General features: G+C 45.0%; 25 protein-coding genes. 3 read left to right on the top strand and 22 right to left on the bottom strand.

What is annotated here, in order from left to right:
• On the top strand, nucleotides 1-409 hold a 409-nt coding region (locus tag REC12_RS18095), incomplete at its 5' end, for a (Fe-S)-binding protein (RefSeq protein WP_308896889.1).
• Nucleotides 410-864: 455 nt separating this feature from the next.
• On the opposite strand, the gene REC12_RS18090 is transcribed toward REC12_RS18095, so the two are convergent.
• The 9 genes from REC12_RS18090 to REC12_RS18050 all read right to left on the bottom strand — a co-directional run bounded on the left by REC12_RS18090 (nucleotide 865) and on the right by REC12_RS18050 (nucleotide 11,101).
• Nucleotides 865-2,253 (bottom strand): sugar phosphate nucleotidyltransferase, encoded by a 1,389-nt coding sequence (locus tag REC12_RS18090; RefSeq protein ID WP_308896887.1) that lies wholly within the window; start codon nucleotides 2,251-2,253, stop codon nucleotides 865-867.
• Nucleotides 2,254-2,290: 37 nt separating this feature from the next.
• Nucleotides 2,291-2,707, bottom strand: a complete 417-nt coding sequence (locus REC12_RS18085) for a GtrA family protein (RefSeq protein WP_308896885.1) — start codon at nucleotides 2,705-2,707, stop codon at nucleotides 2,291-2,293.
• A 27-nt stretch (nucleotides 2,708-2,734) separates the two neighbouring features.
• Nucleotides 2,735-4,813 (bottom strand): cyclic di-GMP-binding domain-containing protein, MshE-related, encoded by a 2,079-nt coding sequence (locus REC12_RS18080; RefSeq protein WP_308896884.1) that lies wholly within the window; start codon nucleotides 4,811-4,813, stop codon nucleotides 2,735-2,737.
• A 13-nt stretch (nucleotides 4,814-4,826) separates the two neighbouring features.
• Entirely contained in the window at nucleotides 4,827-5,861 is a 1,035-nt protein-coding gene (locus REC12_RS18075; protein ID WP_308896882.1) for a glycosyltransferase family 2 protein, read from the bottom strand.
• 2 nt (nucleotides 5,862-5,863) lie between these two features.
• Entirely contained in the window at nucleotides 5,864-7,483 is a 1,620-nt protein-coding gene (locus REC12_RS18070) for a glycosyltransferase family 39 protein (RefSeq protein WP_308896881.1), read from the bottom strand.
• Nucleotides 7,484-7,535: 52 nt separating this feature from the next.
• On the bottom strand, nucleotides 7,536-9,140 hold the full coding sequence (locus REC12_RS18065; protein ID WP_308896879.1) for an ArnT family glycosyltransferase: 1,605 nt from the start codon (nucleotides 9,138-9,140) through the stop codon (nucleotides 7,536-7,538).
• A gap of 141 nt (nucleotides 9,141-9,281) precedes the next feature.
• Nucleotides 9,282-9,515 carry a DUF4911 domain-containing protein gene (locus REC12_RS18060; protein WP_308896878.1) on the bottom strand — a complete coding sequence of 78 codons (234 nt, stop codon included), beginning with the start codon at nucleotides 9,513-9,515 and terminating at the stop codon, nucleotides 9,282-9,284.
• 53 nt (nucleotides 9,516-9,568) lie between these two features.
• Nucleotides 9,569-9,808 (bottom strand): DUF4911 domain-containing protein, encoded by a 240-nt coding sequence (locus REC12_RS18055; protein ID WP_374214228.1) that lies wholly within the window; start codon nucleotides 9,806-9,808, stop codon nucleotides 9,569-9,571.
• Between the two features lie 36 nt (nucleotides 9,809-9,844).
• A complete protein-coding gene (locus REC12_RS18050; RefSeq protein ID WP_308896874.1) occupies nucleotides 9,845-11,101 on the bottom strand; it encodes a peptidase U32 family protein in 1,257 nt (418 codons plus the stop codon).
• 252 nt (nucleotides 11,102-11,353) lie between these two features.
• Between REC12_RS18050 and REC12_RS18045 the strand changes: the two genes are divergently transcribed.
• Both REC12_RS18045 and REC12_RS18040 read left to right on the top strand, forming a co-directional pair.
• Nucleotides 11,354-12,217 carry an AAA family ATPase gene (locus REC12_RS18045; protein WP_308896873.1) on the top strand — a complete coding sequence of 288 codons (864 nt, stop codon included), beginning with the start codon at nucleotides 11,354-11,356 and terminating at the stop codon, nucleotides 12,215-12,217.
• 5 nt (nucleotides 12,218-12,222) lie between these two features.
• Entirely contained in the window at nucleotides 12,223-13,431 is a 1,209-nt protein-coding gene (locus tag REC12_RS18040) for a vWA domain-containing protein (protein WP_308896872.1), read from the top strand.
• 37 nt (nucleotides 13,432-13,468) lie between these two features.
• Here the strand turns inward: REC12_RS18040 and mltG are convergent, their stop codons facing one another.
• The 13 genes from mltG to nifS all read right to left on the bottom strand — a co-directional run bounded on the left by mltG (nucleotide 13,469) and on the right by nifS (nucleotide 26,155).
• Nucleotides 13,469-14,488, bottom strand: a complete 1,020-nt coding sequence (gene mltG / locus REC12_RS18035) for an endolytic transglycosylase MltG (RefSeq protein WP_308896871.1) — start codon at nucleotides 14,486-14,488, stop codon at nucleotides 13,469-13,471.
• Nucleotides 14,489-14,523: 35 nt separating this feature from the next.
• Complete coding sequence (locus tag REC12_RS18030; RefSeq protein ID WP_308896869.1) at nucleotides 14,524-15,894, bottom strand: VanW family protein; 1,371 nt, start codon at nucleotides 15,892-15,894, stop codon at nucleotides 14,524-14,526.
• 343 nt (nucleotides 15,895-16,237) lie between these two features.
• Nucleotides 16,238-16,546 (bottom strand): DUF1292 domain-containing protein, encoded by a 309-nt coding sequence (locus REC12_RS18025; RefSeq protein WP_308896867.1) that lies wholly within the window; start codon nucleotides 16,544-16,546, stop codon nucleotides 16,238-16,240.
• Between the two features lie 106 nt (nucleotides 16,547-16,652).
• Nucleotides 16,653-17,069: a Holliday junction resolvase RuvX gene (gene ruvX / locus REC12_RS18020; RefSeq protein WP_308896865.1), complete on the bottom strand. Its 417-nt coding sequence runs from the start codon at nucleotides 17,067-17,069 to the stop codon at nucleotides 16,653-16,655.
• Nucleotides 17,070-17,155: 86 nt separating this feature from the next.
• Nucleotides 17,156-18,097 carry an aldo/keto reductase gene (locus REC12_RS18015; RefSeq protein ID WP_308896864.1) on the bottom strand — a complete coding sequence of 314 codons (942 nt, stop codon included), beginning with the start codon at nucleotides 18,095-18,097 and terminating at the stop codon, nucleotides 17,156-17,158.
• Between the two features lie 89 nt (nucleotides 18,098-18,186).
• Complete coding sequence (locus REC12_RS18010; RefSeq protein ID WP_308896863.1) at nucleotides 18,187-18,438, bottom strand: IreB family regulatory phosphoprotein; 252 nt, start codon at nucleotides 18,436-18,438, stop codon at nucleotides 18,187-18,189.
• A gap of 72 nt (nucleotides 18,439-18,510) precedes the next feature.
• On the bottom strand, nucleotides 18,511-21,141 hold the full coding sequence (gene alaS, locus REC12_RS18005) for an alanine--tRNA ligase (RefSeq protein WP_308896861.1): 2,631 nt from the start codon (nucleotides 21,139-21,141) through the stop codon (nucleotides 18,511-18,513).
• A gap of 191 nt (nucleotides 21,142-21,332) precedes the next feature.
• Nucleotides 21,333-22,391, bottom strand: a complete 1,059-nt coding sequence (locus tag REC12_RS18000) for an AI-2E family transporter (RefSeq protein WP_308896859.1) — start codon at nucleotides 22,389-22,391, stop codon at nucleotides 21,333-21,335.
• 205 nt (nucleotides 22,392-22,596) lie between these two features.
• Nucleotides 22,597-22,791, bottom strand: a complete 195-nt coding sequence (locus REC12_RS17995; protein WP_308896857.1) for a YrzR-like zinc ribbon domain — start codon at nucleotides 22,789-22,791, stop codon at nucleotides 22,597-22,599.
• 2 nt (nucleotides 22,792-22,793) lie between these two features.
• Nucleotides 22,794-23,282, bottom strand: coding sequence for a PRC-barrel domain-containing protein (locus REC12_RS17990; protein WP_308896856.1), 489 nt, complete (start codon nucleotides 23,280-23,282; stop codon nucleotides 22,794-22,796).
• Between the two features lie 74 nt (nucleotides 23,283-23,356).
• Nucleotides 23,357-24,460 (bottom strand): tRNA 2-thiouridine(34) synthase MnmA, encoded by a 1,104-nt coding sequence (mnmA, locus tag REC12_RS17985; protein ID WP_308896854.1) that lies wholly within the window; start codon nucleotides 24,458-24,460, stop codon nucleotides 23,357-23,359.
• Nucleotides 24,461-24,466: 6 nt separating this feature from the next.
• A complete protein-coding gene (gene nifU, locus REC12_RS17980) occupies nucleotides 24,467-24,844 on the bottom strand; it encodes a Fe-S cluster assembly scaffold protein NifU (RefSeq protein ID WP_308896852.1) in 378 nt (125 codons plus the stop codon).
• A gap of 123 nt (nucleotides 24,845-24,967) precedes the next feature.
• A complete protein-coding gene (gene nifS / locus REC12_RS17975) occupies nucleotides 24,968-26,155 on the bottom strand; it encodes a cysteine desulfurase NifS (RefSeq protein ID WP_308896850.1) in 1,188 nt (395 codons plus the stop codon).
• Between the last annotated feature and the right edge of the window lie 14 nt (nucleotides 26,156-26,169).

Raw genomic sequence — 26,169 nt, 5'->3', positions numbered from 1 at the left:
AATTAAAGAGGGCAAATTGAATCTCAAATCCCAAGGAGCGGTTGAGCCGCAAAAGATCGTCTACCATGATTCCTGTTATTTGGGCCGTTACCAACAAGAATTTGAGGCTCCGCGTGCGCTCTTCAAGATGGTACCGGGCGTAGAGATCGTGGAAATGGACCGCAATCACAACAAGAGCTTCTGCTGCGGAGCGGGCGGCGGCCGTATGTGGCTGGAAGAAGAAAATCATCAGCGGGTTAATAACCTGAGGGTTGAGCAGGCACTGGAGAAGAATGCGGAAGTGATCGGCGCCAACTGCCCCTTCTGTATCACCATGCTGGAAGATGGCGTCAAAGAAAAGGTTGACAGCGATAAGCAAACAGTTCGAGTGGTCGATCCCGCCGAGCTCATTGCTAAGATGATCAGCTAAATTGCCAACAAAACAGTTCGGCTGACAGCCAGGAAATTCACTTTAAAACAACTATACAAAGCGGGCAGGATTTAGATCTTTAAATTCTGCCCGCTTTAATTTATCTTTTATATTAAAAAGGTACTGTTTTGTGCACTATACATTTCACTGCCACATTACGTAATATAACTTTTATTCATAATCTCCTTAACTATAATGAATTTGTTTTTTAATCCATTAGGATTAAAATTATCCCTGAAAAGTAGTTAAGTCATACCAAAGATATTTAAGTTGATGGCTGTTACTCGCTATTTAGCGGTTAACATAAACGTAATTCCCCATATTTCCACCTTTTCGCTATAACCCTCCTTGAGAGGGTCTTTTTTTTGAAATAAATAAGCCCCCAGCAATTGCCGGGGGTATTTTGATGCTCAGCATTCCGAAATCTCTTAACAAAAGTTACTTCCCTAACAAATTCACGAACCTGTTTCTTTTCGGGTCTGTTCACAATGCCTAGTGACTTCTTGCCAGGTCATGAAAATCCTGATAATATCCTCTTCTATCAGCTGTTTCCCAGTTTGGACCTCAATAAGCTCTAAATCGGTACTGGCAAATATACCGTGTCTGGCTCCAACTGGAATACGCAGTACATCCCCTGGTTTGACCTTGTAAATTGCATCATCAAAGGCGAACTCTCCTTCGCCATTTGCTATGCTCCAGGTCTCACTTCGTTGATAATGCACCTGATAACTTAAGCTCTTCCCCGCCAAAATACCAATTCGTTTAGTCAAAACTTCATGTCCATCTTCATATCTCACATGGTCCAATACCCGATACCAGCCCCAACGCCGTTCCTCGAACATTGGCCTTTGACTAATCCCTTTCACCAAGTCTTTTATTAGAGGACTGGCCTTTTTATCCGATACGAGTATACCATCCGGACTTGCCGCAACCACAATATTTGACAACCCGGCAACGACAACCGGGACATCCAACTCATTTATGAGGTGGGAACCTTGGCAGCTTTCACTTAAAATTCCATTGCCAATAATAGGTGTGCGTATTTCTTCCGTTAAAGTGTTCCACGTCCCTAGGTCTTTCCACTCTCCTTCATAAGGAAGAGCGATAACGTCCTTGGCTTTTTCAACAATTTCATAATCAAAACTTATTTCAGGTAAGGCAGCAAAACCTTTTCTCAGTTTCAGGTAATCCGCAGGTAACCCTTTCTCTTCCAGCTTAGAAAGCACATAACTTAACTTAAAGGCAAATATTCCGCAATTCCATAGTGACTGCCGGGTTATCAATTCTATGGCTTGCTCCCTTGTTGGCTTTTCTTTAAAATAGCTAACTTTTATACAGTCATTACCTTCCTGTTTCGACTCAGGTACAATATACCCATGCCTTTCCGAAGGGTAAGAAGGTTGAACTGCTAAGAGAGCAAGCTCAGCCTCTGTTGCTCTCAGAATCTCTTCCAGCTTTTTAAGCAAATTAAAAAAATGATCGGCCACATATGAATCTACCGGGACGACAGCAACCACTTCACTTAGGCTGGCCTGTTTGACCGAAGCCAAATAAGCAGCCGCTAAAGCAATTGCCGGATAAGTATCTCTCCGCGCCGGCTCGACAACCATTTCTACAGATTCACCTAACTGACTCTGAATTATATTCACTTGGGATTTATTGGTAGCAATAATAACCGACTCAGCCAGGCCTGCTGCTTTTAGTTGACTCCAGGTCCGTTGGATCATTGATTCGTGCCCGCCACTATTCCCTTCCAATACTTTGAGGAATTGTTTCGAGCGCGAATCATTGGATAATGGCCATAGCCGTTTTCCTGAACCACCGGAAAGCAAAACTATTCTCATTGACTAAATCCCCTTTTTTCATAGCTTAATAATTACTTCACTCTTCCTTTTTCCTGGCAGCGCGGAAAGTCCACTTACGGTTCATAAAAAAGTTGCTTATGGGAACTACTACGACTACTAAGCATTGGCCATACAAATAACTTTGGCGAAGTACATGGACATCTATAAACATGATGGTAGTGTTTAAGCCAAGTCCAATCAGCGAAACTAACGTATAATAAAAAAAGCGCCGTTTTTGTTGATCTGTCGTGCGAAATGTCCAAACGCTGTTTAAATGATAAGACACCAACAAGACCAACAAAAAGCCGGCGACAGAGCTTACAACCGGATCAATATGAGCCAATTCAACAAGTCCAATAACGCTGGAAAAATGAAGAATTGTACCGAATATGCCAACTAGCCCATAGCGAATTATCAGAACGATCTGGGAGACCGGCTCCTTAGAAACACCCATTAGTACCACATCCCCCGCTCTCTAAAATCATGCATCCATGTTGGCGTCATTTTCAAAAAAAGAATATACGCTGTCATCAACCTTGTTTGCCAGACCATGATCCGTCTTCTCCCAATAAAAAGGCCTAAAAATTAATTGCCAAGCTGCTTTATATGCTGCTACACTCATTAACATCCAATAAATTGGTGTCAAAAGTGCATATTTAATAAGCCTAAACGAAAGAGCAAAATCATTTTTCGCGTGTAGTTCACCGATGACTTTATATACACCGGCTACATTGCTGAAAACAAAGAGAAAATTTCCGATCACAAGCTCTACCGCGGCAATATAATAAATTGGACCAGGGAACATCATCGGTATCAATTGGTTGCGGGTTAAATACCATAAGACAATTAACATCCATAAAAATGGATTAATTAGCGGTAGAAGTGGCGTTGCTAAAACGATAACCTGCATACCCAGCATTCCGCGAGTTCCGATTTGACGCCATAAACGCAGTGGAGATCTCATGTGGACGAACCAAGTCTGCATATACCCTTTAATCCAACGTGATCTCTGTCTTATCCAGTTTCCAGTGCGGCTATTCGCTTCCTCCCAAGTCCTCGAATCAACGATTCCCGTTGTGTAACCTTGTCCGTATAAGCGAATCCCCAGATCCGCATCTTCCGTTACATTGTAAGGATCCCAAGCGTTAAGCTTTTTTAAGCTCTCGGTTTTGAAGTGGTTTGAGGTTCCGCCGAGCGGAATGGGGATATTCAACTGCATTAATCCCGGCAATAACAGGTCAAACCACATGCTGTATTCTTGTGTAAACCACCTAGTAAGCAAGTTTTGTTCACTATTAAAATAATTCAGCTTAGCTTGAATACAACAGCAGGAGACAGGACTTCGGGTAAAAGCTATATGCACTTTCTTCAACTGGTCCGGCTCAGGTCTATCCTCGGCATCATAGATAACCACATATTCCCCTCTGGCGTGAATTAAGCCATAATTGCACGCCTTCGGCTTTGTCTTAGGCTTGGAGTGAGGGACTACAATAGTTGTATAGTAAGACGGCAGCTGCATGGAACGCAGAAGCTCCTGGGCTTCTATATCATCTTCTTCTATCAACAAGCGAATATCTAATTTAAATTTAGGGTAATCAAGCCGCTCCAGATTTTCCACCAATTCTCGAATCACACGGCTCTCTTTATACATAGGTACCAGAATGGTATAAATCGGAAGAGAGCGTTCGTCTACAGCCGCGACTTCCTCATCGGAAATTCGTATCTGGGAGGTGGGGCGGGTTCCGCGCAAAATCATTAAAAACTTCAATAAAGAGACAAGAAAATAGGCTATTTGAATAACTATGTTGACAATCAGAACTGTTCTGAAAGGATCAATATACATTCCAATTATCACGATAACCAAAATGCCGACCATGCCAATAAATTGTTGTCTCGTAAACACGGTGCGTGCAGACTGGTCAGGGCTATCCAAGGCTAATTTTTTAATGCTAATGGTCATCAACTCATTGGAATAGGCCTGTCTCCAGAGTAATTCCAATTCCGCGTGCGAGGCCAAAACCTGCTCAACTTTATAACCAAGCGTCAATTCTAAATACTCAACCTGATCCTCAGTTAGAATTTTGGCCACAGCAACTACCACTTGATTGAGGCTGGTGTGCACTACAATCGCCTGATATTCACGGGCTATTTCTTCGGGAATTTTCAAAGAGTAAATTGCAAACTGAGATCCGATTCGGCCCAAGCCTTGTTGAGAGGCGATAATACTAAACAGGGTATGAGCATCTACCAAACCTAACGAGAGAATAATATCACCTAATAAGCCGCCACTTTTCTGTTGGAACTCTAAAGCAAGACTCAATTGCTCTTCTGTCAAAATACCTCTCTGAATGAGAATTTCTCCGAGCTTCAATTTTCTAGGAACCAGTTGGGATACCTCGCGAATCACATCTTCCTCTACCCAGCCAAAATCAACCAATATATTTCCTAATCTTCCGCCATAAACCTTCTGATGATTAAGGGCCTTCGTTAGCCGTTCTTCTGTCAAGAAACCCTTTTGAACCAAGATGTCACCTAAACGTAAAGGGTTTTCTGTTTGCATAGCTACCACCTAGTTATAAAGTAATATTATTTTGCGCCGAAAGAGAATAGGAACCTGTCTTAAAGTTAACCATATCTGTTTCCTTGTGCTTCAAGATATCCCTATCTGCTGAATCCTCCCAAGTTCTTTGGCTGACAACATATCTCGGTCTTCCTTTAACTTCATCATAAATAGCCGCAATATATTCTCCCAGGATGCCGATACTAAGCATAATCATACTGTTCATACAAAGCAATAAGAGAATCACTGTTGTAAAACCAGTTACCGCTATCCCCGCTATTTTCATATAAATCGTCTGAATACTGAGGATGATCGCCAAAACAAAAGAGATCATCCCTACCATGGAGACAAGCCGCAAAGGCCAGGAAGTAAAGGCTACAATAGCATGGAGAGCCAAATTGACGAGTGTTATATGATTCCAACCTGTCATACCGCCGATACGAGGGGCCACTTCGAATTCAAGTTCTGTTCGAGCGAAGCCTAACCAAGCGGTCATACCGCGAAAAAATGTGATGCGTTCCGGCATTTTAGCCCATGCTTCCACAACTTGCCGGTCCAAAAGTTTAAAATCACTGGCTCCATGTAAATCTTGCCTTGCCAATTTGTGGATAAGGCCATAAAAGATCTTGGTGCCGAGCCGGTAACCCAGGGTCTCTTTACTTCGCACTTTCTTAACGCATTCAACAATTTTAACCCCCTTGGAGCGCCATTGCTCGATCATCTTGGGAATTAGCTCCGGCGGATGTTGAAGATCACCGTCCATAATAATTACGGCTTGTCCCCTGGCATGTTCTAACCCGGCGCACAGCGCCCGCTCCTTTCCAAAGTTCCTACTCAGCCGAATACCTTCCAATTCGGGAATTTCAGCCCGGGCAAGTCCAAGTACACTCCAGGTTTCGTCTGTTGATCCGTCATCCACGGCAATTAACTCAAAACATGAAGTAGCCTGCCGAATGAATCCAACAATTGTCTTAAGTGACTGGCTCAGATGCTGAGCTTCATTCCAAATAGGAATAATTACAGATACCTCAATTTCTAACGGATTCATTACTAATGTCCCTCCGTACTTTTGCTAACCTTATACAATCTCCAATCAGTCCCAAATTCTTTGACAAGCTCTACCCAATCCGCGCCGTGATCATATAGATTAGGATAGGCTTGATTTATTACACTTATCCCCCAAGGATAATTATGCTTAGGTATAAGAACATAGTCGACGTTATATTTTATCGGATCTGATATAGCGTTTTTAAAATTCTTATCACTATTTATATAAAAATCTTTGGGAAATTTGCTTTGCAAAATGATAAAAAATGCAGAGGATGAATCAACTAAAATAATTTTACCGGGGTAGTTCTCATCCAAATATTTAGCTATTTCGATATCTTGCTGCCAATCATAGTATTTTCCATCGTGATTTCCGAATGAATTTTTTAAGAAAGTATTTTCATCAGGGGCAATTAAAGGCTGGGTAATAGCATAGGAAAGCAAACCAAAACTGACTAACATTGCAATTAAAGGAATAACAATCTGCCATTTACGTTTAAGCTTGCTCAACTCATAGGGCAGCCAGGCCACCGATATAGGCAGAACATACATAAAATATCTCAGCCACGCCATGGTTGTGCCTGACGTCAACATAATAATTTGCAGCATTGGGATGGAGAAAAACATGCCAAGCAAAATTAGGGTGTCCCATTGAACAAGGCGGCGGTTAAACAGCCTGAGGATTAGAATGGATATCAAGACCCCGGAAAATACTAGGACTTTCTTAAAAGCGAAGAGAGACGCCTTTATTGGGCTGTGAATCATTCCCCAATATATAGTATTGCTTAACTGAGATTGAACTTGAGTAGTATTGGAGTATTCTCCGTTTAAAAAATACAACGGATTGTTCATAATGATCCAGTTTAACAAAATCCATACAATCACGGAATAAAGGAGAGGTGGCACTATTACCGACAGCATTCCTTCTGTTCGCGACCATTTATAGTGAAAATGGCCTTCATCCGGGTGGATGATGTCTCTTTGAAACCACATTGTGGCAATGACACAGCCAAGAAACATACTGAAACCAAAGGGTACCGCCTCGTACCTGCACCAAAAAGCTAAAGCCAAAGCAAAGCCCGCTGCCACCAAGTCACCTAGCTGCTTTCCATCCAGCCAATTTAAAAAACCTATAATACTCATTATTATGAAAAATATGAACGGAGCATCACTCAAACCGTTAAAGCCAAATAAAAAAATCATAGGATTTAGAGAAAATAAAAGGGGAAAAAGAACGGCACACCAATACGGAAGATTGCGTTGAATAAAAGCCCGGGTTAAAACGGCCGCGGTTAAAGAAGCAAATATCGCACTCATGAGCAGACCCGCAATTCCCTTGGTCGCCATCGCCGGTATCCAGCGATAGAACAGCAAAAATACCAAATCCACCATGCTTGGCAGGGGATTCCATACAAACCCAATGGCCCCAAGATGGGGTTCCCGGCTGTACAAGACGTAAAATGCATTTGCGACTCGACTAATGCCATCACCGTGATAATATCCAACATAGATGTTGTAATAATAACCTGCCGCACACTCCAGTACGAACACGGTAATTCCTGTCAGCCATATCAGCATCTTGCCCGGTCGCCGGGAACTTAAATCTCCAATCGTTTTAGCCATACCTTCTTACCCCTGTTGAAATTTTCATTTGGAGGTACTTAGGACGTTGATATTACTTAATAACCTTATATAACCGCCATCTTGTCCCAAATTCTTTAACCAGCTCCGCCCAATCAGATCCATTGTAATATAGATTAGGATACGCATCATTAATAGCGCTAAGGACTGACGCCGAGCCGGGCTTGGGAACCAGCAGATAGTTAATGTTATATTCCTGAGGATGAGAAACTGCGTTTTTAAAAAAGTAATCACTGGTTATATAAAAACGCTTGGGAAATTTACTTTCTAAAATGATTAAATATGCGGAAAACGAATCAACCAGAATGTTGCTGGAAGGATAGTTTTGATCTAAATACTCCGCTATTTCAATATCTTGTTTTTGATCATAATACGTTTGATTATGCTGACCAAATGAGTTCTGTAAAAACGTATTCTCATCCGGCGCGATTAATGGTTGGGTAATGACGTAAGAAAGTACACCTAAATTTAATAACATCGCTATCAGAGGAATGACCATCTGCCACTTGTTTTTTATTTTGCTTAATTCGTAGGGCAGCCAGGCAAAGGATACCGGCAAAACATACAGAAAATACCTTAACCAGCCAAGGGAAGTACCTTTCATTAACATTATGATTTGCAGTACGGGAATAGAAACAATCATCCCAATTAAGATTAAAGTATCCCAGCGCAAGATACGGCGATTAAGCAAACGCAAAATTAGGATCGCTAGGAGAGGGATTGAGAATATCAAGACTTTTGTAAAGGCAAACATGCTAGCCTTTAGGGGATTGTTAAGCATAACGGCATATATGGAATCATTTAAATGTCCTTGAATCTGAGCTGTATTGGTATAGTCCCCGTTTAAGAAATTCAGGGGGTTATGCATGATGATGGCGTTCAGCAAAATCCACAAAATAATGGAATACAAAAGTGGCGTAACTATTACCGCCAGCGTTCCTTCCGCTCTCGACCAGTTATAGTGAAAGCGCCCCTCACTGTGAGGTTTGGGAACCTTATTTATAAACATTGTAACAATAACACAACTGACAATAATACTAAATCCAAAGGGTACAGCTTCATAGCGGCACCAGAAGGCGGTGGCGACAGCAAAACTTGATACCGCTAAATCCCCTAATTCATGGGCGTCAACCCAATTCAAAAAAGCTACGATACTTAGGATTATAAAAAAAATAAATGGCGCATCACTGAGACCATTAAATCCTGTCAGGAAGATCATGGGATTAAGGGCGAACAGCAATGTCAGGCAAACACCATACCAAGGTGAAAGTCCCCGGTTAATAAAAGCCCGGACTAACACACTTACTGTCAAAGATGCGAACAATGCGCTCATCAGTAGCCCCGCAATTCCCTTTGTAGCCAGCGCCGGAATCAAGGGATAGAGCAGTAAAAATATCAAATCCACCATACTCGGAAGAGGGTTCCACACAAATCCGATAGCCCCCAAGTGAGGGTTTCGGCTGTATAAGACGTAAAACGCATTGGCAACTCGGCTGATTCCATCGCTATGATAATACCCGACATAAACATTATAGTAATAACCTGCGGCGCACTCCAAAACAAACACGCCAGTTCCGATCAGCCAAGCTAGCGTTCCCTTTGCTCGTTTGGCTTCTAAATCTTGGGATATTTCCGTCATGCCCCCTCATCAAGCTCGCCCATTTTTTCATTTGACCCAAAATAGCAGGACTTTAGGCCTATTGACTATTCTGCAATCGTATTAATAGTAACCTATAATTATAATTTCAGTCAATAAGATTTGCTGGAAATTTACAGGGCGCTAAAACCATTCAACCTCCAGCGGCATATTTTCTATGGCTATTTTCAATTCCAGCCAACAATCTTTCGTCGTTTGAATCATCACTTCTCCCAACTCCTTATTCGTGGTTGTGACAATTCCTAAATGGCCTAACCCCTCAACCAATTTGCACAACATTTGGATTTCTGTCCGATCTACGCGTGCTTTGACAATCAAATCAGCATTTTCATATCTCAAGCCCAGCAAAGATTCCACCTGCACTTTACCCCCTTAATTAATTCACCTTTAAACAAAGTTCAAATTACCGCTCAAATAAACTCAATTTTAAACGGCATATTTTCGATAGCTTTTTTTAAATCCGGCCAGCATTGTTGCGTCGATTGAATCATTACTTCTCCTAAGGCTTTATTTGTAGTCGTCACAACACCCAAATGACCTAACCCCTCAACAAGTTTGTCTAGCATTTGCATCTCCGCTCGCTCTAAGCGAGCTTTAATAATAACGTCGGCATCCGTAAATGGAGAACCCGCATGACCTGACGCTTTCATACCCATACCTCTGCTCCATTCGCTCATCACGCTCACCTACTTCTTATCTTTTGCCCGCCGCAAGATACTGTATGGAGAAATATTCCTCGGCACTGCCATCTTAATCCTTTGTTGGGCATGACGAGCTACCTCCAGGGGATTCCCGTCCACATCCCACATCTCTTGCACCGTGAAAGACCAAGCTGCCCCCTCAGGCGTCAAAATTTCCAAAACATCTCCGGACTTAAAGTTATTCCGCTGTTCAACCCAGGCTGTGTTTCCTTCCCCAAGCACCGGCAGTGTTTCCGCTTTCTCCTCACTCAATCCTACTCCCACAAAATCATACTCCCGAACATAGTGGGAGGTCTCCAGGTTATGTGATTCAGCTCCCGGTTTGCCGAATAAGAAACCTGTCGAATAATCCCTGTGACTGACTTTATCCATTTCCTCCAACCATTGGGGAAGCTTCACTTGAAAAGCTTTTTCTCCTTCATCCCAGAGGGTATCGATTGCCTCTCGATAGACTTTGACTGTACTGGCAACATAATGAACGCTTTTCATACGGCCTTCTATTTTATAACTGTCCAGATTAAGGGGTTTTAACAGCGGCAAATGAGGCAGCAAACATAGGTCATGTGAGTTAAAAATATACGTCCCTCTCTCGTCTTCCTCTATAGGAAAAACTTCTCCCGGCCGCTTCTCCTCAACCAGGGCATACCCCCAGCGACAAGGCTGAGTACATTCCCCGCGATTGGCATCTCGGCCAGTCAAGTAGTTGCTTAATAAGCACCGGCCTGAATAAGACATGCACATCGCGCCGTGGATAAAAATCTCCAACCCGCCTTCCGTCTTCGACCGCATTATCTGCAGCTCAGCAAGGGAAAGCTCCCGGGCCAGAACAACCCTCTCAATCCCCTGTTTTAACCAAAAGCGTACCGCATAAGAATTCGTACTGTTAGCCTGGGTACTTAAATGCAAAGGTAACCGCGGAGCTGCTTCCCGGGCTAAAGCAATAACACCCGGATCTGAAACAATAGCCCCATCCACTTCCAACGCCTCCAACAATTGCAAATAAGTGGGAAGTTCTCCAAAGTCAGTTTCATGCGCAAAAATATTAACCGTAATATATATCTTCTTCCCCCACTTATGAGTCCAATGAACCGCCCTTTTCATTTCTTCACAGCTGAAATTTCCCGCATAAGCCCGCAGACCAAAGGCCTGACCGCCCATATAAACCGCATCCGCTCCGTAAGCCAGAGCATATGTTAGCTTTTCCCAATCTCCCGCGGGAGCCAGTAATTCTGGTTTTCTCATTTAGATTCCCCTAACTTTTTAATCTGTACACAATTATAAGCAATTAATTCAACCGGTTTACATGAAATACTATACCCTAATTCAAATGGTTTGTCCCCTCAAATGAGGATCGGAGATATTTTCTAACTATCCTTTAACAAATCTTTCGGCAAAAAATCTCTTATCAGAAATCAGTCATATTATTGCCTCAAGCTATTGGATATAACAGAGATATCAGGTAAAATTTACTGAGAGAGGGAGGAGGATTTTCATATGTCCGATCATCTGATTTTTCAGGGTACCGATGACTATATAGTTTCCAACGATCTTCGCAACAGTGTTAATATTTCCGTTGCTTTAAGAAGGCCGCTCTTAATAAAAGGAGAACCGGGTACAGGCAAAACTGTCTTGGCCGAAAGCATTGCCCGTTCCCTTGGTCTCCGCTTGATTATCTGGAACATTAAATCTACCACCAAAGCCCAGGACGGCCTTTATGTCTATGACACAGTCCAGCGTCTTTACGACAGCCAATTTGGCGAGCAAAACGTCTCCGATATTAAACGGTATATTAAGCTGGGTAAACTGGGAGAAGCCTTCGCATCCAAGGAACAGATTGTACTGTTAATTGACGAAATTGACAAAGCGGATTTGGAGTTCCCCAACGACTTACTCTGGGAATTGGATATGATGAATTTTTACATACCGGAGACCGGCGAAACCATTGCAGCAAGCTGCAGACCGATTGTAATTATCACAAGCAATGCGGAGAAGGAACTCCCCGACGCCTTTTTGCGGCGCTGCATTTTTCATTATATCGATTTTCCTGACAAAGAGATGATGGAGGAGATCGTACACGTTCATTTTCCCGAATTGGAAAAACAACTTCTGGCTGAAGCCTTAAAATCCTTCTATTGGCTGCGCAGTATTTCCGGTCTCCAGAAAAAGCCGAGCACCAGCGAGCTCTTGGATTGGGTTCAAGCCTTAACGATCGGCGGAATCGATCCGGAGACAATCTCTCAGGAAATACCTTTCCTGGGAGCGTTATTAAAAAAGAATCAGGACTTTGACCTGGCCTTAAAACAATTGCATACGCGGGGAATAGAAAATCCGGCTCGCGCTGCTAAGCGCAGTTGGTGACGACGATGTATGCCAATTTCTTTTACCAATTGCGGCAAGAGGGGGTTCCCGTTTCTATCACAGAATGGCTGACCTTGATGGAGGCCCTTAGTCTTGGCTTGGCTGATTCAAGCTTATCAGGCCTTTACTACCTGGCACGGGCTGTTTTAGTAAAAAGCGAAAGCCACTTTGACCAGTACGACCTGGCGTTTCAAAAATACTTTCAAGGAATCGAGACCCCGGAACAGTTATTGGATCAAGTCTCCCAATGGCTTGCTAACCCACTCCCGGCAAAACTTTTTTCCGAAGCTGAACGCGATGAACTCCTGAGAAAATTAGGTCTGCCGGATTGGGATCACTTAAAAACTGCTTTGGAAGAACGATTGCGCAAACAGGACGCTCCCCATCACGGAGGAAACACCTGGATCGGAACCGGAGGGACATCACCTTTTGGCCACTCCGGCTTTCACCCCGGAGGAATACGGATTGGAGGAGAGTCTCACGGGCAATCGGCTGTCAAAGTAGCCGCCGAGCGAAACTACCGGGATTACCGCCGCGACGCTACCTTGGGAGTTCGTCAGTTTGAGGTCGCTTTACGTCGTTTGCGTCAATTTAGCACCCGTTTCGATGGAGCCAAAGATCAGCTTGATTTGGCAGACACCGTTGAGGAAACCTGTAAGAATGCCGGACAATTAAAGCTCGTCTGGACCAGGCCGCGCAAGAATACCGTCAAAGTAATTGTCCTGATGGATGCGGGCGGCTCCATGATTCCCTATGCCAGAATCTGCAGCCAACTCTTTTCGGCTGTGCATAAATCGTCCCATTTTAAGGATCTTAAGTTTTATTATTTCCACAACTGTATTTATGACCTATTGTACCTGGACGCAAGCTGCAATCCGCGCAAAGCCGTCAAAACGGAAGATATTTTACGGTCACTTCACTCTGATTACAAGGCCATCTTCATCGGAGATGCGGCCATGGCCCCCAGCGAACTCCTGATGAGCGACGGCAATATCTTTTGGGATATAGGAAATACGGAACCGGGAATTATCTGGCTGCAGCGTTTAGCTCGGAAGTTTCCTCACAACGTCTGGCTCAACCCGATTTCTGAACGCTACTGGGAACATGTTCATGGCAATCAAACCATAAAAAGGGTACGCGACATCTTTCCCATGTATGAATTAACCCTTGAAGGGCTTGATCAGGCCATTAAAAAATTAATGGTACGGAAGTGACTGAGGAACCCAACCGGGTTCCTCAGCAGATTTGCCTCTATTGATACAATTTTATATTTTTCAAGTGTTCTTGATATGTCTTGGCAAAGGCATGATAGCCGTCTTTTTTGGCCACATAGTAGAGAAAATCCGTATTAGCCGGATTCAACGCCGCTTGCAAAGAGGCATCTCCCGGGTTGGCGATCGGCCCGGGAGGCAAGCCGCGGTTGAGATAGGTATTATATGGGGAAGGAATTTGCAGATCCTTATTATATAGTTTGGGTTTCGGGGTACCCAGCAGAAACTGAATCGTTGCATCAACCTGAAGAGGCATATTGATTTTCAAACGATTTATTAACACAGAGGCAATTAAGGGACGATCAGATTCCTTCACCGCCTCTTTTTCAATCAATGAGGCTAAAGTTACCCATTGAAGAACCGTGAGTTTTCTGCCGACCAGCTGAGTTTGCACCTCAGGGGTAAGTTTCTTGGCAAATTGTTGCAGAAACATGTCAATGACAGCGTGAGGGCTTGCCTTGGCGTCAATGAAGTAAGTATCGGGAAAGAGAAACCCTTCCAAACGATGAATCCCTTTGGGGGCCCCTGCCAAAAATGAATAGGAAAAGGTATCTTCGACAACTACTTTTGTAAAGGCCTCCTTTGTTCCCAATCCTTTCTGCACGAGCAGCGCGATAATCTGTTCCGTGGAAAATCCCTCCGGAATCGTAACCCGAATCGAATCTGAAAATTCCGCACCACTCATTAACCGTTCAATAATTTCGTCAGGTGTCATAGTGGGGGCTAATTCATAGTCTCCGGCATACATCTTAAAATTCCCATGCCGCGATCGTATTAACCAGCGAAATAGCCAAGCACTTCGGATGACGTGACGCTGTTCCAACTCGTCGGCCAGTTGATCCGTTGTTGTTCCGGAAGTGATAGTAACCTTAACGCTATTTCCCGCTGCGGAGTAAGGCTCTGAAGCCCAAGACCACCATAATAAAAGGCCTAACGTCCCTATTAAGGCGAGAAAAATAATTCCCGCGTGCCAGCCTCCACTCTTTTTCTTTGCGGACACATTTCTACACTCTCTCTTTCCACAGCCCAGACAACCTAAATTCCAATCCTCAAAATACGATTGGCCGGTGCATAAGAATTGCGGCCCAAAAACTGTTTGGTCACATTCCCTGTCCCATCCCGTTTTATTTTCCAAACATTTACTACAATCCCCTTGCTGCCGATTTGATCCACAACGACCCTTCCTCTCGGCAGACTTGAATCTTTACGCCTTTCTGTCCTATATTTTGTTACCTTCTCTACTTTCCGTTCAAGACTTACGGTTTGCCCTGTCTTTTTGCCGTACAGCCGAACCGTCAGTACCCCTGATTTAACATCAGTTCGCAAATAAACCAAACTGCCGGTGTTATTCTTAAACTTAAAATCAATGTTAGGATAATTGACCGTAGCGTCCTGACCCGGCGGAACATAAGTGACGGCAACATCGTGAGGCCTTCGTTCCACAACCTCTAAGTCACTTAGCAAAACGGCATTGTAAAGGGTCGAGGATACTTGACACACACCCCCGCCGGTTCCCTTAACATATTCACCATTAATGATGACGTAAGCCTCTTTGTAACCGTTCTCAGCTTCCCGAGGTCCTACCGTCTTATTAAAAGAAAAGGTAGCTCCCGGCTGAATAATCTGACGGTCTAAAGCCTTGGCCGCCGCAGTTAAATTTGCCGAACGGTTGGTCTCCTGAACAGCAAATTTCGTGGAAAATTCGCCAATAACAGAATCGAAGGCCAAGGACTGAACCTTCTCCGTGGTAACTGAAGCGGGAACTTCTGTCATGGGAACCTTAATCTGTTGAGGCACCTCGGATAAAGTGCCTTTCTGCAGATCGCTTATTAGCTGGTCGACATCCGGCGCACGACCGTTTTGGGCAGGCGCAACAATAACCTTGTCATTCTCGATCTTGTAAGATGCATCTTTAGCAGGTTGACTGAATTTCTTCAGTTTTTCCTCTAGGGCTTGGCTTGCCTGCACTGAATTCACTTTCAGCACGCTAGGCGTTATTGTATTGGGATTACCTTGAGTTCCTGCCAAAGTCTTTTCGGTATCTAAATCAAAACCCAGTTCTTTTAAGGTGACGGGAATCTCCGTTTCATTGTACAACAGGACACGAGATTCTTCCAGCTTGTCCTTTGCCCAGTTCTCAATTTTCGTGGGTGCTTCCGCAACAGGTGTACCGCTTAAATCCAAATCATCCACTTTAGTTCCCCGAGCAAGCGTTTTATCGCCGTTACCTGTGGCATCCTGACGGTCTGCAGCACTTTGAGTGGACGGGCTTGGGGAATTTAGCTTTGAATTGCCAGAGAACGGACTGCACCCCGCTGCTAACCAGCACAATATGATACTCAACAAGATTCTTAAAAAATATAAACTATATAACTTTACTTTTTTACAACTCTTCAATTCCCTCACCTCCACTTTTGTGCTTTTAGTATTTCCGTCAAATACAGGGTTTATCGACAAGATTTAATTCTTTAGCAAATAAACTTATTGTTTTGGCTAAAACTTAGCATGGGGCCGAAGAATCTGTCTGCCGCATTTGTTGAGTTATCCTTTACTTTAGCTGAGCTCATTCTTTAGAATCGGAATGATCTTAACAGACAACAAAAAAAGTGTGCCGCTGACACACTCTCATCCTAATATTCACAATCTAAATAAATAATTTCCTGATTAAAACTAAAATGACAGAAGACCTTGCAAAAACATTCTCAGCGAGGTTTCCTGTCATTTCAGAAACAACATTACAATTCTCTTATTAGTCCTCTTCGGAATCCACTAAATTTTCCCAGGCATCCGCTACTTTTTCCCATTCTTCATCATCTTCGATATCCAGCAGCATTTCGCCTCCCTCGGCATCTTTGCCGAGTTTTAGAATAATAGCTTCATCAGCATCTTCATCTTCGGAATCTTCCTCCGAAATAGGCATCAAGACGAAATAGGTCGAGCCTTCTAATTCTAAGGTGTCAAGATGAAGAAACTCATGGTCTTTTCCTTCATCATCTGTGAGAACGACTGTATCAAATTCCTCAGCATCGTGCTCATGGTCATGGGTATTGTCGGTCATCTGATTCACCTCTTATCTAAGAATATGGTCATTGTACTATTGTAGGTAATGATTGTCAAATATTCAAGGTTGCAAGTGAAAATATTTTTTACCCGATCAGCGCCGGCTAAGATTTTTTTAGATTTCGCCGATCCAAATATCCTTGGAGAATAAAAACCGCCGCCATTTTGTCAATTACCTGTCTCCGCTTACTGCGCGACATGTCCGCTTCCAATAACGTTCTCTGGGCCGCCACGGTGCTTAGACGTTCGTCCCATAGTTCAACCGGCAGTCCAAACTCCGCACGCAACCGCTCCACAAATTCGTCCGTCAAAGCGCAACGAGGCCCTAAAGTTCCATTCATATTCTTGGGATAACCAATGACTATTTCCCCTACTTCATATTCCTCAATCACCTTGCGCAGCTCTTCAATCTCTTCTCGGGACCGCCGAATTGTTTTAACCCCCTGAGCCGTCCAAAGCAAAGCGTCGCTTACAGCCACCCCAATTGTCTTCGAACCAAAATCCAGGCCCATAATCCGCAAAGAAATTCCCCCTCTACCAAGCGCGAAACGGAGTCCAGGCGATTTCCCAAACCAAAGGCTCCAAGAAAATCGCCCGCTCCTCGCCTTTACACTATCTTTAAGCAAAAATGCGGACAAACCCTGCCGCAATAGCCGCAAAGGACACAGGCCTCCTGATCTACCACGGCAATTTTCTCAACATGCAAAGCATTCTGAGGACAAGCCTCTTGGCAGCGTCCGCAGCCAACGCACCAATCCGCGATGTAAAGTTTTCGCGGCTTGTGTTTGACCTTCTCGCGCAAATTGCCCGGAATTTCTTGGCCTGAGACTAAAAGAAGATCGTAATCCACCTCATCTTGGCTCGACATTCCCAAAGCCATAGCTTGTACACTCGAAATCTTTTTAATAAAATCCATGGCCTTTTGGGGATCTTGGCTTAGGTGTCCGCCGCCAAACACTTTCATGGCATAGACCCCGATACCTATTTCTGAGGCAAAAGAGAGGGCACTTAGCATATCCTCAAGAGATCCGTCAATAATTCCCAAACCCTGGTGATTTAAAATAGGATGAATCACATCAAGACCCGGCTGAAGAGCACCGGCCCGAACTCCCTCAACGGCATGGGTCGAAATCCCGATCCAGCGTACCAAACCCTTTTCTTTAGCCCGCAAAAGCTCTTCCCAAGCTCCGGAATGCCCTTTCAGGGTTAAAGCACTTTCTTGTTCATGCAGCAAAAAGAAATCAAGAACGTCTCTGTTTAGTTCTGAACGCGCCTTCTCCAAGCTTTTCCGCATTTCTTCAGCCGTAACCGCATAAGACTTGCTGACAATACGGGCTTGGGGATGATTCCTCGTGGCCTGAGCTATTTGAGTATAATTGCCATAAATCTCCGCTGTGTCGATCCAGTCTATGCCTTGTTCAAGAGCGTACTTTAAAACCTCAGTTCCTTGAGCAGCCGTGACTCGCCCTTGCAAAGGAGAAATTGCCAGACTGCCGAAGCAAATCTCGGAAACTGCCGGACCCCACAGCCCTAGTTTAACCTGGTTCATCTCTGTCTCCTTCCCCGGTTAAGCCCAAACCAACGAACTCCGCACCACGATTGGGTAATGCGGAGTTGTAACGTCGCCATAAAAACATTTTATTTCTCCTGCAAGTAGGACCTAACAAGTTCTTCGATCAGCTCAAAGCGTTCAAGTTTACGAATCATTGACCGAGCCTGATTGTGGCTGGTTATATAAACAGGGTCACCCGACATCAAATAGCCCACCATTTGGTTAATAGGGTCATATCCTTTTTCTTGTAGAGCAGCATAAACTTTTTGCAAAACATCACGAGCGGATACATCTTCACCTACAGCCTTAAACATCATGGTTTCTTCCATACGATCCATTTCCTGTCCCCCTTTCGCCGTCCTTTGCTAAACCTACTAGTTATATATTCTCACTGTCCTATTCTTTCTCCTCTATTTCTGCAAAAATCCCCGGAGGATTGCCGGTACCCGATCTATAGCCTCGCCAACTTTACTGGGATCTTTCCCACCCGCCTGAGCCATATCCGGACGACCGCCGCCGCCGCCTCCTGTGATTTTAGCTACTTCCTTAATAATCTGTCCGGCATGAAGCCCACTTAAACCTGTTGGACTGACAGCTGTCACAAAGTTTACCTTTCCTTCACTGACAGCTCCTAAAACAAGCACTCCAGTAGGAAGTTTGCTGCGCAAAAGATCGGCCATTTGACGAAGGCCTTCCATATCTGAAGCTTGAACTTGAGCGGCAAGCACCGGAATTCCTTCAACCTCAGCGACGCGGCTCAGTAAGCCCTCGGCTTCATTCTTGCTAAGTTTGGCCTGGAGATGGGAAAGTTCCCGTTCCAGATCTTTAACTTGAGCGACAAGCCCGCCGACTCGTTTGCCTATATCGGCCGGTTGTGCTTTAAGGAGTTGAGCAACCTCACTCACTTGCTCATCAAGGGAACGAAGATAAGCCAAAGTTTCTAAACCTGCCACTGCCTCGATTCTCCGCAAACCTGCCCCAATTCCCCCTTCGCTGAGAATTTTGACCATCCCGATTTCCCCGGTGCTCTGCACGTGTGTTCCGCCACACAGTTCTTTGCTGAATGTGCCCATTTTTACAACCCGCACAGTCTCGCCGTATTTTTCTCCGAAAAGTGCGGTAGCACCGCTTTGCTTAGCCTCATCAAGGGACATTTCCGTCGCTTCTACGGGCATATTCTTCAGGACCGCTTCATTAATCAGACCCTCAACCGCTCTCAAATCATCCGGCGTAAGCGGGGAAAAATGGGTGAAGTCAAAGCGCAAGCGTTCCGGAGTCACTAAAGATCCTGCTTGTTGAACGTGTTCTCCAAGGACGGAACGCAAAGCCGCTTGCAAAAGGTGGGTGGCGCTGTGATGCCGGGTTGTTGCCAGACGATTGGTTTGATCTGCTACCGCTTCCACCGTTTCCCCGACATGCAAAACCCCGGTCACGATCTGAGCGCGATGGTACAAAGTGCCTGTGACACCTTTTTTCACATCCAGAACTCGTGCCTCAGCCCGTGAAGTTCTCAGAACACCTCCATCCGCGACTTGACCTCCGCTCTCGGCATAAAACGGGGTTTCCGACAAGAAAATGGTGACTTCTTCTCCTTCACCGGCATCCTGCCTTTCTTCCCCGGCGACAAACAAACCCTCGATATTTGCCATACTGGATATCTTGTCATAGCCTACAAAAGGCGTTATCCCAAGCTGTTTGACCTTTTGAACCAAAGCGGGACTCTCGGACACAGCGCGCATTTGTTGCGACTGCTCCTTAGCCCGCTGGCGGTGTTCTTCAGCCGCAGCTTGGAACGAAGGCATATCTACGGCAAGGCCATGTTCCTCCAGCATTTCTTCAGTTAACTCTACCGGGAAACCGTAGGTCTCGTAAAGGTAGAAAGCATCCGTTCCCGCAAGCACAGTTCCCCCCTGCTCTAAAAGTCCCTTGACCTTTTCCTGCAGCATTTGCGTCCCTTGCTCTAAGGTAGCTTGAAAATTCTTTTCTTCCAAATTTAAATGGTTGACAATAAAATTCTCATTTTCTTTAAGTTCCGGATAGGCATGAGCGTAATCTCTTTGGATAATTCGAAAAACAGACTCTAAAAACGGCTTATCAATTCCAAGAAGTTTGGCATAGCGCACCGCCCGCCGTAAAATACGGCGCAGTACATAGCCACGCCCTTCATTATTGGGCCGGATGCCATCTGCCAGCATAAAAGAAACAGCCCGTGTGTGATCGGCTACCACCTTCAGGGCCAGATCGCTTTTGGGGTTCTCCTTATAGGCTATGCCGGCGAGACCGGCAACAAAATCAATGATCGGACGGAACAAATCCGTATCGAAGTTTGTCTCTACCCCCTGCATCACTGAGGCAATCCGTTCTAACCCCATTCCGGTGTCGATATTCTGTTTGGGCAGCGGAGTCAGCACTCCGGCTTCATCCCGATTGTACTGCATAAATACTAAATTCCAGATTTCCAGAAAGCGGTCGCAATCACAGCCGACGCTGCAGCCGGGCTTACCGCATCCTCTGGTTTCACCGAGGTCTATGTAAATTTCCGAACAAGGACCACAGGGACCTGTGGGGCCGGCAGCCCAAAAATTCTCCGGATCTCCGACGATTCTTTCCGGCTTGACGCCTGCTTTCTCCACCCAAATACTCTTGGCCTCTGCATCCTCGGGATAAATAGTAACCCAAAGTTTTTCGGCAGGAATTTTCAGAACTTGAGTAATATATTCCCAGGCCCAGGGAATGGCTTCATTTTTAAAATAATCACCAAAGGAAAAATTTCCCAGCATTTCAAAGTATGTATGATGGCGCGCGGTTTTTCCGACTTCTTCTAAATCAGGAGTGCGAACACATTTCTGAGCTGTCGTGGCTCGTGGAAAAGGAGGCTCAACGCGGCGTTGAAAATATGGTTTAAAGGGGACCATGCCTGCAACGGTTAATAACAAGGTTGGATCGTCTTTGGGAATGAGGGAAGCACTTGGCAGGATTTTATGTCCTCTTTCCTCAAAATACTTGCGAAACATGTCCCTTAATTCATTACCTGTATACATTATTAACACTCCTTTGAGATCTCCATCGAGATAAAAAATAATCCCATCCCTACATAAATTGTCAGGGACGAGATATCTTCGAATGACCACCCTGCTTATTTCGGGCTAAAAAACCACATATTCTCATTGGTTTTACATAATTCTCATTGTTTCTAAAGTATATACAGGGAATGACTTCTTTGTCAACCATCTTACACCTGGGGAGAAACCAGCTTGTTGTAAATATGCTTAAGCAAGACCCGGATCACGGCCGCTACTGGAACTGCCAGCAGCATACCCCAGAACCCTGCAATCTCGCCGCCCGCTAAAAGTGCGAACATAACCCAAAGGGGATGGAGTCCGACACTGTCTCCCATCAGTTTCGGAGATATTATATTTCCCTCGATTTGTTGGACGACCAAGATAACCAGAGCGACTTTTAAGGCCATGCCGGGAGACTTGGTTAGAGCCAGCAGAACCGAGGGCACAGCCCCAATCACGGGTCCGAAGTAAGGAATAAGATCAAAGACTCCGCAGATTAACCCAATAAGCAAGGCATAATCCATCCCCACTAATTTAACCCCGATCCCTATGAGCACCCCGACAATCACTGCCACAACCAGGTCCCCCCGCACGAATTGACGAACCGTATGGTTAATGTCCTGCCAGACACGTCTCCAGCCCAGACGCCGCCGCTGAGGAACCAAGCGAAAAAACCGAACCCCGATCTTTTTCCAATCTGCCAAAAGATAAATAGTAATGACAGGAGACAGTATGTAAAATGTTACTGTAGACAGGACGTTGGGCAAATTGGTTATAAATTTGTTAAGATGTTCAGCCAGGACCACTTCACCTTGGCCTAAATGCTGATCTAAGACAAGAGCTACGCGGCTTGGCAGACCGCTGGCTTTGAAATGTGCGCGAAACATTTCAATCCGTTCTGTAATTGACTGAATAATAACAGGCAAAATTAAAGCTAACTTGCTCAGTTCCGTGTAGACTACCGGAAGAATCAGAAAAATTGCCAGAGCCAACACTGCCAGGATCACCGCAAAAACAACAGCAATCGCTTTATAACGGCTAAGATGGTATCTCTCTAACCCTTCTACAAAAGGGTTCAGCAAATAAGCCAGTAAAAAACCTAAAAAGAAGGGACCCAGAACCCCCTTCACCTGGTACAGCAAGAGCAGGCCAAGAGCAAGGCAGACAACAGCAAATATCCATTTTAAGGGCAATTTTCTCCAATCGGGACGACGTATGTTGACATCCATCACTAACTACCTCACAGGCCAATAGGGACAGGGGTTAAACTTAGGGCGTGCAGGCAAGCCGCACTTAAAAGTAAAGTGATAAGTAAACAAATTCCTGAAACGCCTCTCATTCATGACTATACTGCGGATTATCACGGAAAAAGCGCGCTAAGCGCGCTTTAATCATCTATATATTAGGAAATTCGGATCTACTTAGCGCTAATTCTTAATCCGCAACCGCACATGAGGTTCCCTGGGCTAAAGCCGGATCTTCCCAAGCAACCAGAGAACCGTCTTCCGCTAAATCATAAATGACGACTTTGTCAGTTTGGGTCGTAAATTCGACACAACAATCCCAGCAGTAGAACTGTTCAACTCCCACTTTACCGATAGCGCGCCCTGAGCAAACCGGACAATTCATGATCAGAAACCCCCTTCATTTGCTTGATCCAAGGGAGATACTTGATTATCAACGATTAAGATATCTTTCCCATCGATCATGACGTGCGGCCGCAGGATTGTACCCCGACCATGAAGAAGGTCAGCGAAGAGTCCGTCTGAGATCTCAAAGCCCACCAACTTTTCTACGGAATCATCAACAAAAATATCTTCAATCGTCCCTCTTGAGTCTCCAGCTTGGGTATAGACTTCGTTCCCAATTTTGTCAGACCATCGTATCCCTTTAAGTTCTTCTACCGTCTTTTCCTGAACTGTAACAGCATCTTTACCGACGTTAACAATGGCCTTCCGGGGAATTCCTTTAGTCGAGTGAAAAATATGTCCGCCTTCAAGGAGAATTCCTGCAACTTCATCTTTGTTACTGTCCAAGACCAGATCCTGCACCCAACCGATGGAAGTTCCGCTTTTCAGGTCCAAAACGGGTAAACCGACAATTTCCCGAGAACGGCGCATACATTTCACCTCCTAAAAAAACTCTATCTATACTCTTCCCTGCTACTCCAAAATCCATTCATAAATTGGTAAAATTAGTTGCTCGTTTCCGAACTGATTTTCCCGCCGCCAACCACTAAGTTTCCATCATAAAAAACCACAGCTTGTCCCGGCGTCACCGCACGCTGGGGTTCGGCAAAGCGCACCAAGACATTTGTACTGCCGCCGGCACTGGGAGGAAAAACTGTCGCAGGCGCCCCTGAAGAGTTATAGCGAATTTTTGCCACAACCTTTAACGGTTCTCTTAGATCAGGTATAGAAATCCAGTTCAAATCCGTGGCCCAGAGCGAATCGGAGTAAACATCCCGATCGTCCCCCAACACCACTTCATTGCGGGAGGGAATCAGACCGACGACATATTTTGGTTTGCCAAAGGCAACCCCCAGACCTTTTCTTTGCCCTACTGTATAGTGAATAATTCCTTCATGCTTTCCCAGAATGTTTCCTTGAAGATCCACAAAGTGACCCGGTTTAATCCGCTTTGGGGACCGTTCCCGGACAAAAGAAGCATAATCATCGTCCGGTACAAAACATATCTCCTGACTGTCCGGTTTGGCAGCTACACCTAAGCCCAGTTCAGCCGCCATTTTGCGGACCTGGTCTTTAGTATATTCGGCCAAAGGAAAAAGGGTATGAGCAAGCTGCTCTTGGTTTAACATATACAAGGCATAAGTTTGATCTTTGCGTTCATCTGAGCTTTTACTTAAAAGGAAACGATCACTATCCGGGTCACGCAACACTTGAGCATAATGGCCTGTTGCTATGTAGTCGGCACCCAAACCACGGGCTTTGCGCAGCATTTCCCCGAATTTTACAAACTTATTGCAGGCTAAGCAGGGGTTCGGAGTCTCTCCCCTTAAATAAGACTCCGTGAAATAATCGACAACGGATTCTTGAAAGTATGAGCGAAAATTCAGGACATAATGAGGTATCCCCAGTTGAGAAGCAACGCGCCTGGCATCGTCAATGGCCGAAATGGAGCAGCAGCCCCCTTCCACTTCCGGAGCGGCTGATTCCCAAATTTGCAGGGTCACCCCTATTACCTCATACCCTTGTTCCTTAAGCAAAGCGGCGGCCATGGAGCTATCCACACCGCCGCTCATACCCACCACTACTTTAGGCTTTGCGGTCAGAGCCATACTCATCTATTCCTTTTTTTCCTGTTTTTCTCGATAATCTTTTATCGCAGCGTGAAGAGCATCAGCGGCAAGATTGGAACAATGCATTTTGGCCGGAGGAAGTCCGCCTAAAGCTTCAGCTACGGCAGCATTGGAAATAACCAAGGCTTCTTCGATCGTTTTTCCTTTGACCATTTCCGTCACCATGCTGCTCGTCGCTACGGCCGCTCCACAGCCAAAGGTTTTAAACTTTACGTCCTTAATAACGTCCCCTTCAACATCTAAATAAATACGCATGATATCTCCGCATTTAGCATTCCCAACTTCTCCAACACCATCGGCATTTTCAATTTCACCAACATTGCGGGGGTTCGTAAAATGGTCCATCACTTTTTCTGTATACATTTTAATCCTCTCCTTGTCATCAGATTTTCGAACACGATTTTTTAAGTTATCTCTAGAGCGAAAACGGCCACAATTCGCTTGAAGGTGCAAACAGCCCTGAAGAAATTAAATTCACTGCCAAGGTTATTGTGCTTTGGGGGCATGAATCGCTTTATCGTAGAGGGGGGACATCATGCGCAGGCGTTCCACAATCCTAGGCAATTGCTCCAGAACGTAATCAATATCGTCTTCCGTATTCTGACGCCCTAAGGTAAAACGAAGAGAGCCGTGAGCAATTTCGTGGACCAAACCCATAGCCAGCAGTACATGAGAAGGGTCCAGAGAACCGGATGTACAAGCTGAGCCACTTGAAGCAGCAATGCCCAGCATGTCAAGGGAAAGCAATAAAGACTCACCTTCAACAAACTGAATACTGACATTGACATTGTTCGGCAAGCGCTTCTCGCCACGGGGTCCGTTAATTTTAACAAAGTCAATCTTCTGCAGAATACCGTTCATTAACTTGTCCCGCAGCTTTATTTGCTGCTGAGCGTCTTGGGCCATGCGCTGACTTGCTAATTCGCAGGCTTTACCGAAACCGATGATGCCCGGAGTATTTTCTGTGCCGGAACGGCGTTTCTTTTCTTGGCCGCCGCCGTGAACTAAAGGTACAACCCGAACGCCTTTGCGAATGTAGAGTGCTCCCACTCCTTTCGGTCCATAGATCTTATGACTGGAAACAGTCAGGAGATCCACATTCATCTTCTGCACGTTAATGGGAATTTTGCCGCAAGATTGCACGGCATCGACATGAAAGGTTATGCCGTGTTCTTTGGCCAGTTTGCCAATCTCGGCAATAGGCTGAATTGATCCGACTTCATTGTTGGCATGCATGATGGTGATCAAAATAGTGTCCGGACGGATAGCCTCTTTGATAGCTTCAACTGAAATGATACCTTCATCATCCACAGGAATAATTGTCAGAGCAAAGCCGTTTTTTTCTAAGTATTCGCAGGTCTCTAAAACTGCATGATGTTCCACAGCCGAAGTAATGATGTGCTTGCCCTTTTGACGCAGCGCTTCCGCAGTTCCCAAAATAGCCAGATTATCGGCTTCCGTTCCGCCGCTGGTAAAGGTAATTTCCGAGGGAGCAGCGCCGATCAGTTCCGCTACTTGCCGCCGGGCTTCCTCCAAAGCCTGCTTGGCTTCTCTGCCAAAGCTGTGAACACTGGAAGGATTGCCATATTTCTCCGTATAGTAGGTCATCATTAAGTCCGCCACTTCCGGATCAACCGGAGTGGTGGCACTGTGGTCTAAATAAACTCGCCGCATGGACTCACTCCCTT

The sequence above is a fragment of the Candidatus Desulfosporosinus nitrosoreducens genome, from assembly GCF_030954495.1.
Classification (GTDB): Bacteria; Bacillota; Desulfitobacteriia; order Desulfitobacteriales; family Desulfitobacteriaceae; genus Desulfosporosinus; species Desulfosporosinus nitrosoreducens.
Note: the sequence above shows the minus strand (reverse complement) of the source record. Positions and strands in the feature narration are given on the sequence as shown.

Excerpts from the sequence above, each read along its gene's own strand:
- REC12_RS18090 (WP_308896887.1), bottom strand. The coding sequence starts at position 2,253 with ATGAGAATAGTTTTGCTTTCCGGTGGTTCAGGAAAACGGCTATGGCCA.
- REC12_RS18085 (WP_308896885.1), bottom strand. The coding sequence starts at position 2,707 with ATGGGTGTTTCTAAGGAGCCGGTCTCCCAGATCGTTCTGATAATTCGC.
- REC12_RS18080 (WP_308896884.1), bottom strand. The coding sequence starts at position 4,813 with ATGCAAACAGAAAACCCTTTACGTTTAGGTGACATCTTGGTTCAAAAG.
- REC12_RS18075 (WP_308896882.1), bottom strand. The coding sequence starts at position 5,861 with ATGAATCCGTTAGAAATTGAGGTATCTGTAATTATTCCTATTTGGAAT.
- REC12_RS18070 (WP_308896881.1), bottom strand. The coding sequence starts at position 7,483 with ATGGCTAAAACGATTGGAGATTTAAGTTCCCGGCGACCGGGCAAGATG.
- REC12_RS18065 (WP_308896879.1), bottom strand. The coding sequence starts at position 9,140 with ATGACGGAAATATCCCAAGATTTAGAAGCCAAACGAGCAAAGGGAACG.
- REC12_RS18055 (WP_374214228.1), bottom strand. The coding sequence starts at position 9,808 with ATGAAAGCGTCAGGTCATGCGGGTTCTCCATTTACGGATGCCGACGTT.
- REC12_RS18050 (WP_308896874.1), bottom strand. The coding sequence starts at position 11,101 with ATGAGAAAACCAGAATTACTGGCTCCCGCGGGAGATTGGGAAAAGCTA.
- REC12_RS18045 (WP_308896873.1), top strand. The coding sequence starts at position 11,354 with ATGTCCGATCATCTGATTTTTCAGGGTACCGATGACTATATAGTTTCC.
- REC12_RS18040 (WP_308896872.1), top strand. The coding sequence starts at position 12,223 with ATGTATGCCAATTTCTTTTACCAATTGCGGCAAGAGGGGGTTCCCGTT.
- REC12_RS18025 (WP_308896867.1), bottom strand. The coding sequence starts at position 16,546 with ATGACCGACAATACCCATGACCATGAGCACGATGCTGAGGAATTTGAT.
- REC12_RS18015 (WP_308896864.1), bottom strand. The coding sequence starts at position 18,097 with ATGAACCAGGTTAAACTAGGGCTGTGGGGTCCGGCAGTTTCCGAGATT.
- REC12_RS18010 (WP_308896863.1), bottom strand. The coding sequence starts at position 18,438 with ATGGATCGTATGGAAGAAACCATGATGTTTAAGGCTGTAGGTGAAGAT.
- alaS (WP_308896861.1), bottom strand. The coding sequence starts at position 21,141 with ATGTATACAGGTAATGAATTAAGGGACATGTTTCGCAAGTATTTTGAG.
- REC12_RS18000 (WP_308896859.1), bottom strand. The coding sequence starts at position 22,391 with ATGGATGTCAACATACGTCGTCCCGATTGGAGAAAATTGCCCTTAAAA.
- REC12_RS17995 (WP_308896857.1), bottom strand. The coding sequence starts at position 22,791 with ATGAATTGTCCGGTTTGCTCAGGGCGCGCTATCGGTAAAGTGGGAGTT.
- REC12_RS17990 (WP_308896856.1), bottom strand. The coding sequence starts at position 23,282 with ATGCGCCGTTCTCGGGAAATTGTCGGTTTACCCGTTTTGGACCTGAAA.
- mnmA (WP_308896854.1), bottom strand. The coding sequence starts at position 24,460 with ATGGCTCTGACCGCAAAGCCTAAAGTAGTGGTGGGTATGAGCGGCGGT.
- nifU (WP_308896852.1), bottom strand. The coding sequence starts at position 24,844 with ATGTATACAGAAAAAGTGATGGACCATTTTACGAACCCCCGCAATGTT.
- nifS (WP_308896850.1), bottom strand. The coding sequence starts at position 26,155 with ATGCGGCGAGTTTATTTAGACCACAGTGCCACCACTCCGGTTGATCCG.